Source organism: Bacillus sp. R86525 (assembly GCF_042466195.1).
Taxonomy (GTDB): Bacteria; Bacillota; Bacilli; order Bacillales; family Bacillaceae_G; genus Bacillus_A; species Bacillus_A nitratireducens.
On sequence record NZ_JAXHPX010000007.1, the window covers coordinates 4,440,138 to 4,458,957 of the forward strand.

Sequence of the window (18,820 nt, forward strand, 5' to 3'; positions counted from 1 at the left end):
TAAAATTTTATACATAACGAGGGAATAGAAATGAAACTACAATTAAAAGCGGATTTAGGACTACTACTAGTTACATTCTTTTGGGGTGCATCCATCTTACTTACAAAGGTTGGACTCGAAGGCATAGAAGAATACAATTTAATCGCATTACGATTTATTATCGCCTTTCTTTTATCAGGTTTAATATTTTACAAACATTTATTCAAAATCGATTTTAAAACTGTAAAATATGCATTTATACTCGCTTCTGTCTTATTTATCGTTTACATTTTCGCGACTTTCGGCACAAAGTACACAAGTGTTTCTAATGCTGGATTCTTACTATGTCTCACAGTCATTTTCATTCCGATATTATCAGCTATATTTTTAAAACACATTCCAGAAAAGAAAGTGATAGTAGGAATCATTTTAACGATAATAGGAATCGGCTTATTAACATTAACGAGCGAATTCAAGATCGGTAACGGCGATATATTTTGCATACTGTCTGCCTTATTTTATGCCATTCACGTCATCATCACTGGCAGCGTAACGAAACATGTGAACTCCATTGCACTTGGCGTCATCCAACTCGGTTTCGTCGGCCTATTTAGTCTTATTTTTTCATTCATTATAGAAACACCAAAGCTTCCTAGCACAACCAACTCATGGCTCATCATCTTAGCCTTAAGCATATTTTGCACCGCAGTTGCTTTCATCGTACAAGTTATCGCCCAGCAATACACGACGCCTACACATACCGGACTTATCTTCTCATTAGAACCTGTCTTTTCCGCAGGCTTCGCTTTCGTTTTCACCGGTGAAACACTTACCGGAAAAGGATACTTAGGCGCGACGCTTATATTAGTGAGTGTGTTGATTGCTGAGGTTGATTTTAAGAGTGTATTGCGGCCTAATTATAAGAAAAATATGGAATAGTTATTTCGCTACAGTACATAAACATACCCCGAAAATATTCGTTTGTATTATTTTCATCCTCTTACCTTAATTTTTTTAGATGCTATCTTCGAATAAGGTAGCATCTAAAAAAATGTTACAAGGAACTATTATATTTTTGTAGCCTGCATAGTTAACCTTTTCTACATTACTTACTGCACATAGTCATACAGATTTTTCGCTAACAATAAACAAGTTACTGTAATGAAAAGAGCACGAACATACCCGCTACCTTTTTTTATAGCAAATTTGGAGCCAACAATCCCTCCAGCAATTTGAGCAATCCCCATTATAAAACCATACGCATAGTTTACTTGTCCTACACACATAAACATCAGCAATGCCCCAATATCACTTCCTAAATTAAGAAACTTCGCATTACCTGCTGCTTTTAAAAAATCATACCCAATAAACAAAAGAGCAAACATTAAAAATGAACCTGTGCCAGGACCTAGAAATCCATCATAAAAACCAATAACAAAAACAAAAAAAATAAAAATAATGAAGTGTCGACCAGAACAATTTCTTATGAGTGGAAATACTGCCCCAATCCTTTTTGAATATCGTATAAATAGCAACCACTCCAAGCATTATCAGCATCAATGGCTTCAGTACTTCTGGGTTCATTAAATGAACGGTCCATGCCCCTATTATGGAACCGATGAAAGTGAGTGGAACTAATTTAAACGCCGATTTCAAATCAAGGTTACCAGAACGATAAAACACAATATTACTAGTTGCACACCCCATTGTCGACGCTAGTTTATTCGTAGCTACTGCACTTGCTGGATTCAGTCCTGTAAATAATAAAGCTGGTAAAGCAATCAGTCCACCACCGCCTACAACTGAATCAATAAATGAAGCTAAAAATCCAAAAACAATCAAAATAATTAATACTGATGGGTCTAAATAAAAATCCATATTATCAACCTTTCTTTAGTCACTATTGGAATAGTAACTAATAATTTGCTAAATGTAAAGAGTTATTGTAACGTTGAAATATAAAAACAAACATCGGAGGACAAAAAAAGTGGACTACATAGTGCAACAGCTTAAGAAAATGGGTTTTAATGAATATGAAGCTAAATCTTATGTATCTCTTGTTAAACAGGGGCCTGTCACAGCCTACCAAGTGAGTAAGGATTCAGGTGTCCCAAGAGCACGAATTTATGAGATTTTAGGTAACCTTGTAGAAAAAGGAATTGTCATGAAAGAAGAAATAAATGACACCACTCGCTATTCACCTCTACCTGTTGAAATCTTTTTACAAAAGGCTCAATCTGAATGGCAGTCTACTTATGAAGGAATCAGTGACTCATTAAAAAAACTAGAAACTTCCGAGGAAAAAACGGATAATCGAGTGATTACTTTAAAAGACAAAAAAACAATCATTAGCTATTGTCAGACATTAATAAAAAAAGCAGAACAACGTATTGTCATTTCAATGTGGGATGAGATGTATGAAGCATTAAAAGAGGAACTATCTGCGGTATCTGATAAAGTTACAGTACAAGGTATTACCCTGCATGTTGAAAATCCAATTAAAAATTTAGAAGCCCATCGTATCACACCCTATACAGAAACTTGCTCTACAGAACATTGGTTTATTTTATCCATAGATTCTAAAGAGATGATTTATGGACCATCACTTGAAGAGCGTAACGTTGCTTTTTATACAGATGATCCAGTTCATATATATCTATTAGAGGATTATGTATGGCATGATGTGCTAGTGAATCGACTTGTCCAACGTAGCCAAGACGATTTGGAACAATGGATTACTACAGAGAGAAAATCCTTTTTTATGGGGAAATAACAAATATATTCAAAAAATAAAGCATAAGTGAATTCAATGGAAAACTTATGCTTTATTTTATATGCAAAGTAATACTCAAGTCTTTTCACTATTTCCCCTCTACAAACCGCCCAAACTCCTTCAAAAATCTCAACTTAAAACTTCCCACAGGCCCATTCCGGTGCTTCGCCACATGAATCTCCGTCATCTCTTTCTGCATCGTTTCCTTATCATAATAATCTTCACGATACATAAGCATAATGACATCCGCATCTTGCTCAATTTGTCCCGTCTCTCTTAAATCAGATAAAAGAGGTCGCTTATCTTGACGTGCTTCTACCGAGCGAGACAACTGCGACAACGCTACTACACAAACATTTAATTCACGCGACAATACCTTAAGCTTACGAGAAATTTCACTAATCTCTTGAAATCGATTGCCCTTATGCTTCGGATCACCCGTAATAAGCTGCAAGTAATCTACAATAACTAAAACCTTCTTATCAACATGCTTCCTCTTTAACTTACGAGTTTGCATCCAAATATCTTGCACTGAAATGCCTGCGTTATCGTAAATTTCAAATGGTAATTCCCCGATTTCCGCAAACGCCTTACTCACCTTTTCCCAGTCCTCTATCGCAAAACGATGCTTCGGATTTTTCAGCCTACCTCCTGACACTTCACCTACGCAAGACGCCATTCTTTTCAGCAATTGCTTACTACTCATCTCTAACGAAAACAATCCAACCGCCGCTCCAGACTTCGCCGCATGCATTCCAACATTTAGCGCAAACGCAGTCTTCCCCATAGAAGGACGCGCACCAAGAACGACAAAATCACCTTCCTGCAATCCGCACGTCATTTTATTTAGCGATGTATAACCAGTCTCAATACCAGTAATCTCTTTCGCATCTTGATGAAGCTCTTCATATAAATCAACTAGCGCATCCTTCAAATCAAACTCACATACACAGTCCTTTTCCTCTAACTCACAAAGTGCCGTAATCGTCTCACCAATAATTTTCTCATTCTTCTCCGCAATAAGACGCTCTCCCATCTTGTGCCCGAGAACACCCGCCTGATACATTTTCCAGGCACCACGAACAAGCCCCTCATAATAAGAGAAATTGGCAGTTGTAGGCACACCATCCATTAACCCTATAAAATACTCCATTCCCCCGATCCCCTCTAAAAACTTCGGATCTACCCTAGAAATGAACGTCACAAGATCAATCGGTTGCCCCTCTTCTTCCATTTTTCGCATTAACTGAAATATAGACTTATGCACCGACAGAGAAAAATACTGCTCCGTCAAACGGCACTCCTTAATAAGCTCTCCATCAATTAATAGAGAACCTAATACCGTCTTTTCCGCCTCCACATTTTGAATACTCATGGCCGCCACCCGCGCTCCGCTAAAAAGCGCTGCAACTCTTCCTCAGATGGCGCATTCTTCTCCCACTCCTCACACCTCGCCAAAAACTCCTCCGTCTCCCCCGTACTAACAGACGAATCCTTCTTCCTAAAGCTCGCCGTATCCGCCTCAACCTCAGAAACTTTCGTAAATCCTTTCCCGTGCCACCCTCTCAAAATCCCCTTCACATAAGCAACCGTCCGCTTATTATTCTCAAACGCAATTTGAAGAGCCTTCAGCACAAGATCCTCTGACAAATCTTCCATCCATGCACTTAATTCCTCCACAGTATGCGGAGACAAACTACCGAAATGTTGCTCATAAAAAGAAAACACGCGACTTCCCGTCTCTTCCTCTATAACCTCTTCTCCCGCCTCTGTCTCCTCGCAAACTGGTTCTACATCATCCACAGCCAAATCACTCGGCATACCGAAATGCGCTAAAAGCATCGGAACATTCAGCTCCTCCTCTACGCACTTCTGAAGAAACATATGTACAAACTCCTTATTCTTCACACCCTTCAGCTCACGAAGAACGCACTTCTCCACATTCGTATTCGTCACCGGATTATAACGAAGCCAATTCAAAACGAATAACTCCCGCGTATCCGCATCATAAAGAATCTTCCCATAATCAATGAAGCGCTGCACAAGCTTATCAACAGTCTCCCGATTATAACCCGTCTCCATCTCAGCTAACCGCTTCGGAAAAGGAAAAATCCCACACTGCGTCGTCTTCGAACAAGTTAACAAATACACATAAAAATACCGCTCCTCCGGCGTCAAATCCAAAACAAAATCATCCTGCCAAAAATTCACCTGCACAGTACGATACACCGCCATCCCAATTCCTCCCGTCTCCGTTCAAAAATGAAAACCTCTTCATAATATATATGGGAGGATGGCCGGGTTTTTGGCGTGTTATTTCAAAATTTTTTTCGACTCCTACTACGGTGTTTGTTGGTGTTTTTGTTTTGTTGTGTTTTTTCTTAGTGATTTATTACTTGGTAGGGGCTTGTAAGGGGCTAGTTATCGGTTACTTCCATTAGAAAGACTCGATCTGAAAAGCCGCCTCGTTCTTCTGCTTTCTTTTTACGGATGTTGTTTATTTCTTCTAGTGTTGTGCCTTCGTGTTCGGCTAGGGCGTTTATTAGTTCTAGTAGGTCGGAGAGTTCTTCTAGTTTATCGGGTTTTGTTTTTGCTTCTAGGTATTCGGTTAGTTCTTCTTGTGTTTTCTTGCAGAGTTCCTCTATGTATTCATCTTCGTTTAAGATTCTTGTTGTGGGTGTTTTTCCGTTGGATTTTATTATTTGTGGGATATTGTTTCGGATTAGTTTGTTGTAGGTTGGCATGGGATTTTCCCTCCGTTTGGTTTTTCTTCTATTATAATGGAAAAGCAGTTTAACTAGGTGTTAAACTGCTGGATTGCTTCTTTTATATAGTTTTCATTATATTTATGAAATAAACTCCGAGTTCTTGTTAATCCGATCAATAACACTAATAATTTTCTTAACATCCCCCATATTGCTTTTAAATAATGAAGTAATACTTCCTAGTGTTCTAAATGGATCCTCCTGAAGTACTTGTTTATCAAGTATCCCATTTTTCACAACATAATCCACAATTAATTCAACAAATCTTGCTTGTTGAATATTCAAACGCTCCTCAGATAAAAACTCCGAAAACTCTTCCATTGCCGCCTGCCTATCTAATCCAACAATATTACGAACTAATCTTGTAATTGGTGTATTTCCAAAATCTTTTACATATTGTTCTTTTGAACCTAAATCGTGCCATAAGATCTCTTCTAATGTTTCAACATCTCGCTGCGTTAGTTCTTTATTATGACGCAATTTATAAATGGCTATTTGATCCTGATGTTCCTTTAGATAATATTCTACTTTCTGACGATAGCTTTGTAAATCATTCACATCTAATATAGAACTATTTTCGGTCTGTTCAATAATTTCATCTTTGAAGTCTGTATAATAAATTTTTTGTTGTTCTCTCTCAATAAATTTGATTAAATCTCGTAATGCCTCACGCACTTCTTCCAAATCTCGAAGGGAAGCTTCTTGCCAAAAAGTTTCATCTTTGACCTTTTGAATGATACCTCTTTGTTCTACTACTTGCGGGATTGAACCTAATTTCGATAATGCTTCTGCTGTACTCATTACTCGTACAATCGGCTTTGTTGCATTACTTGAATTTAATTTGGCTATTTCAATTGTATACATTAATAAATCAAATCGTTTAGCTAACTCATCATCATCATACGGCGTAACTAAAGGAGATACATGCTCTTTAATCTCATTTGTTTGAACAGCAGATAACGCGTTCCAATTTTTCTTTTCCTTGTACTTATGAATATATTGGATATGTTGACGTACTCGAAAATTCTCATCGTTTAACGCTTTTACATCTGTAACTAATTGCTCTACCGTTCCCTGTCTAAATTCTTTATACGGACTAACTTGATATTCAACATCTTGCAATTCGCGCACAATATCGACTTTTGAATTAAATAATTTTTCTGTTAAAGTTTTCGATAGTTTCGCCTCTGTCCCGTGTTGATTAGCACGAAAATACTCAAAATTACTACACCAATCAAATATTAAAAAATTCTCTTTATCTTGCCCTAACCCAAATAAATCCTCACATAATCGTGTGCCTCGCCCAATCATTTGCCAGAACTTTGTTTTCGAGCGAACTTTTTTAAAGAACACTAGATTGACAACTTCCGGGACATCAATTCCTGTATCTAACATATCGACAGAAATAGCAATCTGCGGCATTTTTGAAGTCACTGAAAAATCATCAATTAACGATTGATAGTACTTCACACTATAATCAATGACCTCTGCGAAGTTACCACCATACTCAGGGAACTTCAAATCAAATCTTTCTTTAATTGCTAGCGCATGCTGATGATTTTTAGCAAAGATAATGGTTTTCCCGATTTTATCTCCACCCTCTATATGGATACCATTCGCCATTAAGCTTTCTAGAACCATATCAATCGTATTTGCATTAAACAACCAATTATTTAACGCTGAACTGTCAATATCACGTGCATTATACTCATCTTCAAAAACATCTTCAAATTCAGCCTTTTCCTCGTCAGAAAGATCGTCATACACAATACCTTCTTCTAAAAATTTGGTTTTCGTTTCCAATGTTTTGTAGTCCACTAAAAACTTTCCTTTAACTGCTTCTGATAATTCATAAGCATATGTTGGAGTTCCATTTTCCAAATTAAAAATGGAATATGTATTCTTATCGACTTCATTTTTTGGTGTTGCTGTTAATCCAACTAACATGCCATCAAAATAATCAAAAATACTACGATACTTTTGATAAATACTTCGGTGGGATTCATCAATAATAATCAAATCGAAATGGCCTACTGTAAATAAACGTTTGCCGTCTTTTGTTTTTGTTTCATCAATCGCGTTCATCATCGTAGCGTATGTTGAAAAAATCATTCGGCTTTCTTCTGGATTCGCTTTATTTTCAAGTAAATTACATAACGATAAATTTGGCATTAGAGCATTAAAGTTACGCATTGCTTGTTTGACTAAAGCTGTACGGTCCGCTAAAAATAAAATATTTTTCACCCAATTATGCTTTGTTAAAACATCAACAAGTGAAATAACTGTACGCGTTTTCCCACTTCCCGTTGCCATGACAAGCAGCGCTTTTCTTTGATTACGTTCAAACTCTTCACAAACGGAAAGAATAGCTTCTTTTTGATAATGGCGATTGGTAATAACATCACTGATTGCAATATCTTTCAATGGTTTACGTAATACACGGCGATCAATAAGTAATTGTACTTCTTCTTTGTTATAAAAACCGGATGTTTTTCTTGCACTATAATGATCATGCCAAATATAGGTTTCATAGCCATTCGTATAGAATATAACTGGTCGTAATCCCTGCTCTTCTTCAATACAATCTGCATAGAGCTTGGCTTGTTGACGCCCCTCTTTCGGATCTTTCGACGTCCGCTTTGCCTCTATAAGTGCAATAATTTTACCGTTTTCACCACGCAGTACATAATCAACAAAGCCTTCACCTGTCTTGTTTGGCATACCTTTTACTGGATACTCTTCATCAATATCTTGATTAAACTGCCAACCTGCTAATTTTAAATCTAAATCAATATACATTTTACGTGTATCATATTCACTGATTTCATCCAACGCAAATTCTGTTTCTTTTGTATGCTCAACACGTTTAGCCGTGAACTGACTGCGTAGCGTTGCATTCTCTTTACGTAATTCTTCTAAATCTTTATCTTTCGCACTTAAACGCTCATATAAATTTTGTAGTTCTTCTGGGCGATCACGTTTTTCTAAACTTGTATGTAGAAGCACTTCATTAAAAATTGGTGCTGTATATTCATCAGCATAGCAATAGTCAATCCATGACACAAATTGATGAAGATGATGAAGCGACAGTACTGCTTCATCATGTGTAATATTGGCATTCGTATGAATTGCTGTATTCCCTAGCTTCACCACATATTTCATCATTGGTAATAACTCTTCATCAATGATACCTAGGAAGTTACGATCATGAATTAAACTTGATAAATTATCACGATACGGTACAGCGACATCATTATCAACTTGATATACCCATTTCACAGCAAGTTCAAGCGCACGACGTGTCAAAATAGCACACGTCGCAGGGCTTATAAGCATTGCATTTTCTGCTTCTGCACAAGCTTTCGCAAAACTCGTAAACTGTTCTTTTTCTTTTAGAAACCCAAAGTTCATCATTAACTTATCCCCTTACTGCTAATTTTTTATGTTTGTTCTTGAAAAAGTTCACCCTTAAAAACTTTTGATAATAGGCTTTCATACTGATCATGTAATAACTCTAAACTTTCTTTTAGTAAAACCTCTTGCTTGTTCACCCTAATTATAAATTTTTCAAATTCTTGTTGTAATTCTAAAGGAGGAATAGGAATATCTAAACTTTTTATATCATCGTTTGATATATTAGCCTGTCGGACTCCTCTACTTAGTTTTGTTAGTTGATTTTTATATTTTTTGTTCTTAAAACAATATTTTAAGTATTCTTTACTTAAATTAGTTCTTATTTCCAACTTTGCAACTCGCTGATTTAATAGGTATCTAGAATACTCATCTGGTATTTCACATATATTCCCATAATCATCTTTTCCTACAGTGCCAGTTAAGGTAATCAATAAATCTTTTGGATATACAAAAAATTTATTGTATTTATCCGTAAATTCAGCAGGTAAAAATGCTAGTGTTTTCGAGTCAAAATATCCCTTATTAACAGTCCCTATTTTAATTACAGGAATTCCTTCTGCTACAAAATCTTTACTTTTGAATGCGTACCCTCCTATAACATCAATAACACTTCCTAATTTTGAATGACTAAATTTTTTTGTATTAGTAACTGGGTCCCCAAACATTTCTAAAAACACACTTTTTTTTAATTCATCTAATGCTGCAATTTGGAATTGGCGTTTTTTTATTAAATCTAGAGAACTATTGATTACTTTTACTATTTTTTTTTGAATTTCTATATCTATTACAGGTAAATCAATATCTTCTAATGCTTTTCTGGAAATATGAGGAATCGTTGCTCCGGTAGCCGTTTGTTGAAAGTAATCAAATTTCGACTGTAAAAGTATTGCCACAAAAGGTGCTAATAATTTATCTGTTTTTAAAGTCATTTTTGCAAGCGTACTTCCTACCGCACCAACTAATCCTGCTCCAACCGTTCCTGCATTAGCCCCATCCCAAGCAATCAAAATATCTTCTTCTTCTGCCACAACATTTTTTTCATTGGGCAAACAATACTTTAACATATCATTATGTCGTAAATCCTCTATTTGAATACAACGAATACTGTTTTTTTGATATTCCGAAATTTGTTCTATTTTCTTCCCTTTTTGTATTGTAAAAACATCTTTTAATTTGATGTATTGCATCTTAATGCTCCTTCTTTAACATTCTTTTTAATCCCTCTAATTGAACTAAAATTTCGGCTTCTAGTTGCTCCATATCACTAATAATTTCTAATGGCTCTCTATATTCAATTTCCTCATACTCAATCTCTTTATATTTATTAATTGAAAGGTCCCAATCCTTTTCTTTAATTTCTTTAAATGGCACAAAGAATGACTTTTCTGTGCGCTTACGCTCTTTTTCGGTTTCTAAATTATTGTAACGTTTAATTATATCTGGGATATCGTTCACTTCGATTTCGTTACGTTTATCATCTAATGAATAGCCATCTGCTTTCATATCATAAAACCATACGTTATCCGTACCACCAGCATTCGTTTTTGTAAAAATCATAATCGCTGTCGATACCCCTGCATAAGGCTTGAACACACCACTTGGCATCGAAATAATTGCTTCTAATTTATTATTCTCAATAATTTCTTTTCGAATTTCTTTATGAGCTTTTGAACTACCAAATAACACGCCGTCTGGTACAATTACTGCTGCACGGCCACCTGGTTTTAAAATACGTAAGAATAATGTCAAGAATAACAATTCGGTTTTCTTTGTTTTTGCTACGGCTAGTAAATCATTTGAAACGGCTTCATAATCTAATGAACCTTTAAATGGCGGATTCGCTAATACTAATGTATATTTCACTTTCTCCTTATTGTCTTCCGAAAGTGAGTCACGATACGAGATATTTGGTGCATCTACCCCATGTAGCATCATATTCATTGCACCGATACGTAACATTGTTGTATCCATATCATTACCATGGAACATATCGTGATGAAAATGTTCTTTTAAGCCCTGTACAAGGAATAAATCATTGTGATTTTTACGTAAGTATTCACTTGCTGCAACTAAAAACCCTGCCGATCCCATTGCTGGGTCAATAATTACATCTTCTGGAGTAGGCTTCATTAGCTCCACCATCATTTTAATGATATGACGCGGTGTACGGAATTGACCGTTTGTGCCAGAAGTTGCTAATTTTGATAATAGGTACTCATATACATCACCTTGTGTATCCCGATCTTCCATTTGGATACCATCAATGGCTGATACAACACGTTGCAAAGTAGATGGTTTGTTAATTTGAAAAATAGCATCTTTCATATAAGTAGAAAATGCGGATTCATCTTGTCCACCAAGCTCTTTGATGAATGGGAAAATTTCTTGCACCATCTTATTGTACATATCTTCCGCATCACCTAAATTTTTAAATACATTCCACCGAAGATACGGCTTACCTTTTGGAAAAATTCCATCATGTTCTAACCTTAACAGCTCAGCATCTTGTTCTTTTGCTAATTCTCCCTCATCTAAACCCTTCATAAATAACAAGTATGTTACTTGCTCAATGTTTGTTAAAGGGTTAGTACTGCCCTCAGTCCAAAGGGTTGTCCAAATTCCATCAATTTTATTTTTCAATTCACCTGTAATCATGTCATTCCCGCCTTTTATCAATTAATAATATAGTACACTGTACATTTGAAATCAGATTTATAGAATTTCAAATGTATCTTGTAAGCCCATTTTCTGAAATGCTTCAAGCTTTAACTGCTTTTGACGTTTTTCCAATTCTTCTATTTTTTTAGTAATATTGATAGTTTCTTCTTCATATTTCCTAACAATCTCTTCTTGTTCCTCAATGGATAACACTGGAACTAGAAGATTATTTATATCTTTTATTGGTAAATTTGGAACTGTAGACCCTACCATATGCTTAACAAAATAAAATTGTACAATTGGTGACTCTAAGTATAATTTCAAAAACATCGGAAGTAACGAGTTACTGCAACGAATACCAACAAAATTTTGGGACATTAATACATCAGCTCTATTTGATTTGAATATCGCCACTTTACGATTCACACCACGAATTGATAATAAGACATCATCATTTACAATACGATTATTATCAATTTTAGCATTATTTCGGATATTATATTTATTCAATTTATCAAATTGAATATCACCATTTACAATATCTGAAATCTTTAATACTCCATATTCTCCATTTTCGCTTTCATCTTTCGGTGAAACATTATATCCTCTGTACAACTGCGCCATATCTTTTAGAGGTGATGTTTTAACATCATTTAAAGCATCTAGATTCAACTTAACATTTCCGAATTCTTCAAGCTCTATTTCTTCTTTGTACACATAAGTTTCTGGTGATAATTGCGCGTTTTTCACTTCATTATTCATTACAAATTTACTGAATGATTGTTTCTCTAAACCTTGATTTATAATATCATCTAGCAATTGTAAATTAGCATCATCAATGTAAGTTTCTCTTCGACTTGAAGTACCAAGTTCACTTGCATTAATCATCAAGATTTTCTCCTTACGATTTGCCGTCTTATCCTTGTTACAAAGTAACAAGACAGACTCAATCGAAGAATATGAAGCTAATAGATTACCTGGCAATAAAACAATTGCTTCAATTAAATCTAAATCAATTAATCGCTGACGTATTTTTTGTTCTGGACCACTTCTAAATAAAGTTCCAGCTGGCAACCAAAACGCTGCTTTCCCTGTTGATTTTGTCGCACTTAAACCACAACTCACAAACGCAAGATCTCCTTGCGAACGAGATGGAATACCATATACATAACGTTTAAATGGATCATTGTTCATTGCTGATATTTGTACTTCAGATAATTTTAATCCCCAAGGGGGTGACATCGATACAAAATCAAATTGCTGCATCTGATTTCTTTCTTTTTTCATGGGTTCTTCTAGCACATCCGCCACAGTGATATTTGCCTCAACATTTAGCAAGTGCAATCTAATCTCTAAAATAGCTGCAGTTTCCAAGCTCACCTCCTGTAAATTCAATTCAACGTTTGGATATTTCTTCATGAGTGAAGTTGCTGAGATACCGTACCCAGCGGTTCCATCATAAAACGTCAAAAAATCTTGATAATTCGATTTAAAATAATTCTCCACAATATGATTAGTACTACGAGGTGTTGGAAGAAACATGGAATGGGTATGGTTATCTAAACAAATACATGCATCCATTATCTCATACACCTTATTATTAATTATCCCTTTATCTAAAAGAAGTAAAATATCACTTATATGTCTAGAAGATACGTGTTGAATCCATGTATGTACTCGATCCCACATACATTTTTTCATATGCTCTTCAAAACCTAATTGCTCGATAAATTCTTTTATTTCATCCTCCATATTTTGACTTTGTACTAGCTGCTTTAAAGTATGTGTTTTTTGTTTTTCCATCATTAATAAAACACCTATTGTAATAGATGATTCACTGAAAAACTGGTGCCCTACTGTACCTCGTAATATATCTGATATAGAAGAAATAATCTCTTCTTTCTGCATACCATATCTCCTTAAACATCATTTTCATTTATAAAATAAATATAATACATAAAGTTAGTATAATCAATACTAACTTTATGTATTATCCTGTTTATCATTTTTCATAGGAACAGTTTCTTGTTATTCACTAAATTAATTTTAAACAAAAGTTATCCCTACTACATAATCATGTTTACTATCTCCCAATAAATAACTCTATACTAACCACCTCACTATTTACTTGTAACTGCTAATTCCATTTATCCCCTCATTTGGTCCGCACTTCTAAAACCTCCCTAAACAACACTGATCCCCTACCAACAACCAACTCCAAAGGAACCTCCTTAACACGCCCATCTCTCCCCACCATAACAACCCCACTCTCATAATCGACCCAAATCTGAACATCCTGCACATAATAATTCTTAACAGAAGAAGCCTCATCTAAATTGTTATGATCCAGCTCAACCTTAACTTGCTTCGTAAAACGGCGCAGCGTTTTCCAAAGAACTCGTTCTTCTTTTGATTTCATGAAGAGTTCTGGGAGTTCTTGTACTTCTTTTAATAACGACATAGTTGTTATTGTATATGTTTGAATGCCATATCCTACTGGACGGATGAGGTGGTCTAGTTTTTTCCATGGTTCTAGTTCGAAATATATATATTCGTCGTTTTGTTGCATTCGAATATGCTTGATTTTGGCTATGTATTGAATTCCACCTTTTTCTCCACGCCATTTTTTCGGTGCATATAATGCTATGTACTTTGCTTCTTGCCATCCTGGTTTTAACTGTGTGACTGGTAACTGGTATAAGCCTTCTTTTCTATATGCTTCATAGTTGGCTTCAGTTTTCACACTGCCCACCAATACTTTTTCTTCTAGCGAGGAGTGCCATTCTTCTTTTGCGCCCCTTGGAAGGATGCCTTCTCTTATAATTTCTTCTGGGCTTTTTTCAATGAGATGGTCTAGAAATTGTTCGACTAGTCTTGTTGCGTTTGGTAAGAATGGAAAGCCACCGATATTTACTTTTTCGATACTTCTATAAAATGGATGGTTCTCGTACGCTTCCTCTTGGTTCCACGGGAATAGTACGTACGCTCCGTAAGCTGTTCGCTCAAAAGGCCCCTCTTGTTCGACTACTAGTGCGTCTCTGTAACGATGCATTGTGTTAATATCTTCTTCCATTGGACCAGGGGCGCCATACTTCCTTTTATAATGAGAGCTTTCAGCAAAGTCAATTCGATATTTCGCATCAAAAATGTATTGATATTGATAGTTCTTTCCCTTTTTCTCAATAGCAAGCATCGTATCTGGCTTTTGTGTAACTGTTGGCAGTTCACTGTTTCGTTTCTGGAAGTAAAGTTCGATTACCTCCTCTGTTTCTGGATGTTTGAACGTTCTTTTCGCAGTTTTACTTTCGTCTAGCGTTACATATAAACCATCTTGTTTAACTTGAATAACATCTTGATGAAGCGGTATATATTTTTCCGATAAAATTTGTCCAAGCTTTAAATACGTCCAATACTCGTATAACCTTGCGACATCTTTTACTGACATTTTGAAAATTTGTCCTCTTAATGTTAAACCTCGCGATAGCATTAAGAAGATTTGATACGCATCTCTATAGCCTGTAGCCATTTGGATAACGAGCGAAAAGACTGAGCGATCTAATTTTCCAATCCCTCTCCAAAATGGATCATTCAATTCATTTTTCATTCGATACTTCATATTTTTTACACGCTCTAGCAAATCTTCATCAGTTACACCACGTGTATATCTAGACTTTGGCTCTAGCGCCTTAAGTAAATCATCTATTTTATGTACGACTCTTTGAATCATCCATTTAACAAATCGATTTTCCAGCGTATCATAAGAAATTTCCTTATAAGCTGTAATCCCTTTAGTCGGTATACTTTTTTCTCCTTGCAGCAAGTATGGTCGCTTTCGCAAATAGTTCATTCCGACAGAATCCAATTTACGAATTTTTTCGTGTCGTACAAGTTGATGCCTAATCATAAGCGTATGATGTGGTTGTCTTTTTATATGAGAGATTGACTTCATAAATCGCTCAAAGGAATCATTTAAAATACGATAGAATTCACTCTTCGATGGATTTGTAACGTAAATTGCAGATGCTCCTAAGTAAGTTCTCTTTAGTAAATGAAACGCTAAATTATAAATTTCATCATTTACCTCATCTAATAAGGCTCTATAATCATCCTTATAATCAAGTTTTGCCGGAAAAACTTCAAATGTAATAGTTAATAAAGTATCTTGCTCGTTTTTAATTTCAAATGTTGTATTTCCTACTTCATTTGGGAATGAAAGATTCCCCATTAACACATGAAGTGACCCCATTTGAATAGAACTAACTTGTTTTCGAAAACCCGGATGTTCATGATAAAATGAAAGCTGTTGGTTCTTTTTCGGAACAACAACAAGCTGATAACTTCTATTTTCAAAAAAGATTGGCGGGTGTTCGTTCCATTCGTCTAGCCTCTGCAATCTCGCATCAAATACAGAAACGGATTCCGTCTTCCCATCTACATGAAAATACATCATTTCATCTGCATTCATAGCGTGATATTCTTTTAAACTCTCGTATTTTTCATGATAAGGATTTCCCTTAATCGTCAATGATAACTCCTCTGTTTCAATCTTAACTAGCTCTATTTCATTATTAGATCCAGAAAGAGGTGAAACCATCATACTCGAACCTCCTTAACATATGAGACAACTTGTTAGCTGAACGAGGATACTTAGCATAGGAATCGTCATTATTGCCACTATCATATTCTTCATTTGCACATAAGACATACAACTGCTTTAATACCTCTTCTGTTCTTCCATCGCTCCCTGCAAGACGCGGTAAAACCTTTTGATATATTTGATAATCAAGTGCTTCATCGAATGACAATAACTTCCCTTGTTCGTTATATGCCATATAGAAACAAATTTCATCTCGTATACGATATCCAACTTGAGCTCCAACTGATTCAAGTATTTTATTTATTTCTATTAAAATGTTTGATATATTTCTCACAAGATCTTCATTTTCTTTAAAACATTCTTTCAGATGAAGATACTCAGTTTCTAAAGAGCGATTTGAAGCAATTTCAGCTTCCTTCTCTTCTATATCCATTAAGAAATTAAAATAATCTAAGTTAACGGTATTAAACTCAATTGTATTCGCACGATCTAATACTTTCTTACTTAACGGATGTGTCGTTTCATCCATATTTACCGTCCCGATAATATATACATTTGATGGAATCGTAATATGCTTATTCGTAATTGATTCTGGAAGTACTGGTGACGTAACAATTTTTCCATCTTTCCATTTACGGCTTTCAATCACACTTAAAAAATCACTAAAGTAGTATTCCACTCGAGCTAAATTCATCTCGTCTAACACTAAAAAATACGGCCTATTTGGATTTGCATCTGCATTTTCAAGAACTTTAATTAACGGTCTTTCTTGAAACTCGCCTTGAAGATTCACATAGCCAAGCAAATCAGAACTATCACTCCAATCAGGTCTAACCGGAATAAGCGTAAATTGTCCATTTTCTTCCGTAGCCCCTAAACTCTCCGCAAACCACTGAACAATTTTCGTTTTCCCTGTACCTGAAATACCTGACAAAATCACAAACGGCTTCGCCTTTAATGAAAGGAAGAAATTAACAAGATCCTTTTTCTCATAAAAGAAACCTTTACTTTGAATATAAGAAGACACGTGATCGATAATTGATTGCTGATCTAAATACACTTCTTTCCTCTCATAAATCATTTCATATTTCGTCCCTTTCTCTTTGTAAGCAATAAATCCCTCATAATAACGAAGCATTTCTTCTAGATCTTCTACTAACTCTTTTTCACTTGGCATTTTATTAGCATCGTACGCAATATAAGCCGCTGTTGAATTCGCATATCCTTTTGCTTTTGGGCTTGTCCCTAGGAAAATCTCATCATCTTTTTTCACCTTTTGGGACATATGTATTTGCTCGCGAATCTCTTCTTTAATTTTATCCAATTCATCTTTATCCGTTTTAGTTACCCCTTGTGCTATCGTTAAATATAATTGCTCCATATCTTCACTAAATAAATAAACGATATAATAACCACTCTGCGTAGATTTCGTAATGTCTTTATTCATGATCGCAAGCCATGGAACAGCAGCCCAATTTCCTTGTCCAACTGATCCTGTGACAACGTACTGACTATGATCAATAAATGGTAATCTCGTTATTTCGGTTGTCATTTCATTCCTAACAACTGATCCCATTTTATGACCCGCAAATCTTTCTGTTCTTGCCTGTAAATATTCATTCATAACCGTTAAAAACTTTTCACGCAAATTACTGTTCATATTACCGCTCTCTTCTCCATCATCTTTTTCATATTGTTCAACAGGAATCCATTCATCATTAATTAGTCCTACTTGTTCCAGCCAATCCAGTAAGTTACCCGTACGCCTCTTCGCCACTGATTCAACCATTAAATTATCTCCTAATGAATTTCGAACAATCGTCATTCCAAAATCAACTAGAGCGGCTTTCTTTTTATCCTTTGAATACTTCTCTAACATTCCAAGAACAAATAAAGCATGTCGGAAATATTCCTGCTTTAAAACTAACTGGGCGATGTAGACATTTTTATCTTCCGATTGAACATATTCATTTAATGGTAGCTTATTTATTTCATGAGATTCATTCAAAAAACCCAATAACCTCAAATCCTGGCGTGCACTAGATTTCACTCTATATAAATTTCCATCCGTTTGTCACGTAACGTACTTGGATTATATGTCCCATTCATTATCTCTTCTAAAAAGAGTATGACTTTATCGTATTTTTCACTTGGTAGATTATCAGTTTGGAACTCTTTAAATGCAATGGCATTTTCTCCATTAATCTTTGTTACCTTTACAAAAGGTAATGCTGCAAATAGCGATATTAGAAAAGCATTCCGTTCCTCTTGTTGTACAAAATCGTTAACATTAACTAATTGAACATTTATTAAGTCTCGCCAAATTTGTTGAATCTCTTCACCATTCACACTAAATTCTAAATCCAACTCTTCTTCTATTCCAAATTCCCTTTCTACATATACTTCATTATTTTTTATCGTCGTAATCCAATTACATTTACTATCAATGATATGAGTAATTCAGTGCTTTACTTTAATAAATTCGATCATTATTTTATCTAGCATCTCTCCCCCCCCCCCCCGTAGCTACAATTAATTACAATTACTGTTATTTTATCAAACTACCCTCAAGAGAAAAAACATCTGAATAAAATAATATCATTTATTCCATAAATCTATCCTCAAATAAAAAGA

Annotated in this window: 10 protein-coding genes and 2 pseudogenes; 2 read left to right on the forward strand and 10 right to left on the reverse strand. The window is 35.3% G+C overall.

All coding sequences use genetic code 11. The features are described 5' to 3' along the window. Positions 1-30 precede the first annotated feature (30 nt). Complete coding sequence (locus tag SJY24_RS25695; protein WP_000776046.1) at positions 31-918, forward strand: DMT family transporter; 888 nt, start codon at positions 31-33, stop codon at positions 916-918. Positions 919-1,088: 170 nt separating this feature from the next. Here the strand turns inward: SJY24_RS25695 and SJY24_RS25700 are convergent. Further along, a pseudogene (locus tag SJY24_RS25700) lies at positions 1,089-1,857 on the reverse strand (TSUP family transporter). 109 nt (positions 1,858-1,966) lie between these two features. On the opposite strand from SJY24_RS25700, the gene SJY24_RS25705 reads away from it, so the two are divergent. Next, positions 1,967-2,752, forward strand: a complete 786-nt coding sequence (locus tag SJY24_RS25705) for a TrmB family transcriptional regulator (protein ID WP_097865309.1) — start codon at positions 1,967-1,969, stop codon at positions 2,750-2,752. Positions 2,753-2,840: 88 nt separating this feature from the next. Here SJY24_RS25705 and dnaB read toward each other — a convergent pair whose 3' ends face one another. From dnaB to SJY24_RS25750, 9 genes and pseudogenes are all read right to left on the reverse strand, one after another. Next, positions 2,841-4,127: a replicative DNA helicase gene (dnaB, locus tag SJY24_RS25710; protein ID WP_377866663.1), complete on the reverse strand. Its 1,287-nt coding sequence runs from the start codon at positions 4,125-4,127 to the stop codon at positions 2,841-2,843. Next, positions 4,124-4,987 (reverse strand): DnaD domain-containing protein, encoded by an 864-nt coding sequence (locus SJY24_RS25715; RefSeq protein WP_377866664.1) that lies wholly within the window; start codon positions 4,985-4,987, stop codon positions 4,124-4,126. Before SJY24_RS25715 ends, dnaB begins: the two co-directional genes overlap by 4 nt. A gap of 182 nt (positions 4,988-5,169) precedes the next feature. Continuing rightward, complete coding sequence (locus SJY24_RS25720) at positions 5,170-5,496, reverse strand: nucleoside triphosphate pyrophosphohydrolase (RefSeq protein ID WP_377866665.1); 327 nt, start codon at positions 5,494-5,496, stop codon at positions 5,170-5,172. A 102-nt stretch (positions 5,497-5,598) separates the two neighbouring features. Then, positions 5,599-8,931, reverse strand: a complete 3,333-nt coding sequence (locus SJY24_RS25725) for a DEAD/DEAH box helicase family protein (RefSeq protein WP_377866666.1) — start codon at positions 8,929-8,931, stop codon at positions 5,599-5,601. Positions 8,932-8,957: 26 nt separating this feature from the next. After that, positions 8,958-10,118, reverse strand: a complete 1,161-nt coding sequence (locus SJY24_RS25730) for a restriction endonuclease subunit S (RefSeq protein WP_377866668.1) — start codon at positions 10,116-10,118, stop codon at positions 8,958-8,960. 1 nt (position 10,119) lies between these two features. Beyond that, on the reverse strand, positions 10,120-11,586 hold the full coding sequence (locus SJY24_RS25735) for a type I restriction-modification system subunit M (protein WP_377866670.1): 1,467 nt from the start codon (positions 11,584-11,586) through the stop codon (positions 10,120-10,122). A gap of 57 nt (positions 11,587-11,643) precedes the next feature. Then, complete coding sequence (locus SJY24_RS25740) at positions 11,644-13,497, reverse strand: N-6 DNA methylase (RefSeq protein ID WP_377866671.1); 1,854 nt, start codon at positions 13,495-13,497, stop codon at positions 11,644-11,646. A 247-nt stretch (positions 13,498-13,744) separates the two neighbouring features. Further along, complete coding sequence (locus SJY24_RS25745) at positions 13,745-16,183, reverse strand: DUF2357 domain-containing protein (protein ID WP_377867312.1); 2,439 nt, start codon at positions 16,181-16,183, stop codon at positions 13,745-13,747. Beyond that, positions 16,158-18,460, reverse strand: a pseudogene (locus tag SJY24_RS25750) (MrcB family domain-containing protein); the annotation flags it as partial. The gene SJY24_RS25745 and the pseudogene SJY24_RS25750, both read right to left, overlap by 26 nt. Between the last annotated feature and the right edge of the window lie 360 nt (positions 18,461-18,820).

What these genes read in the sequence shown, in the direction of transcription:
- SJY24_RS25730 (WP_377866668.1), bottom strand. Translation starts at nt 10,118, where the DNA reads ATGCAATACATCAAATTAAAAGATGTTTTTACAATACAAAAAGGGAAG.
- SJY24_RS25715 (WP_377866664.1), bottom strand. Translation starts at nt 4,987, where the DNA reads ATGGCGGTGTATCGTACTGTGCAGGTGAATTTTTGGCAGGATGATTTT.
- SJY24_RS25735 (WP_377866670.1), bottom strand. Translation starts at nt 11,586, where the DNA reads ATGATTACAGGTGAATTGAAAAATAAAATTGATGGAATTTGGACAACC.
- SJY24_RS25725 (WP_377866666.1), bottom strand. Translation starts at nt 8,931, where the DNA reads ATGATGAACTTTGGGTTTCTAAAAGAAAAAGAACAGTTTACGAGTTTT.
- SJY24_RS25740 (WP_377866671.1), bottom strand. Translation starts at nt 13,497, where the DNA reads ATGCAGAAAGAAGAGATTATTTCTTCTATATCAGATATATTACGAGGT.
- SJY24_RS25695 (WP_000776046.1), top strand. Translation starts at nt 31, where the DNA reads ATGAAACTACAATTAAAAGCGGATTTAGGACTACTACTAGTTACATTC.
- SJY24_RS25745 (WP_377867312.1), bottom strand. Translation starts at nt 16,183, where the DNA reads ATGGTTTCACCTCTTTCTGGATCTAATAATGAAATAGAGCTAGTTAAG.
- SJY24_RS25720 (WP_377866665.1), bottom strand. Translation starts at nt 5,496, where the DNA reads ATGCCAACCTACAACAAACTAATCCGAAACAATATCCCACAAATAATA.
- dnaB (WP_377866663.1), bottom strand. Translation starts at nt 4,127, where the DNA reads ATGAGTATTCAAAATGTGGAGGCGGAAAAGACGGTATTAGGTTCTCTA.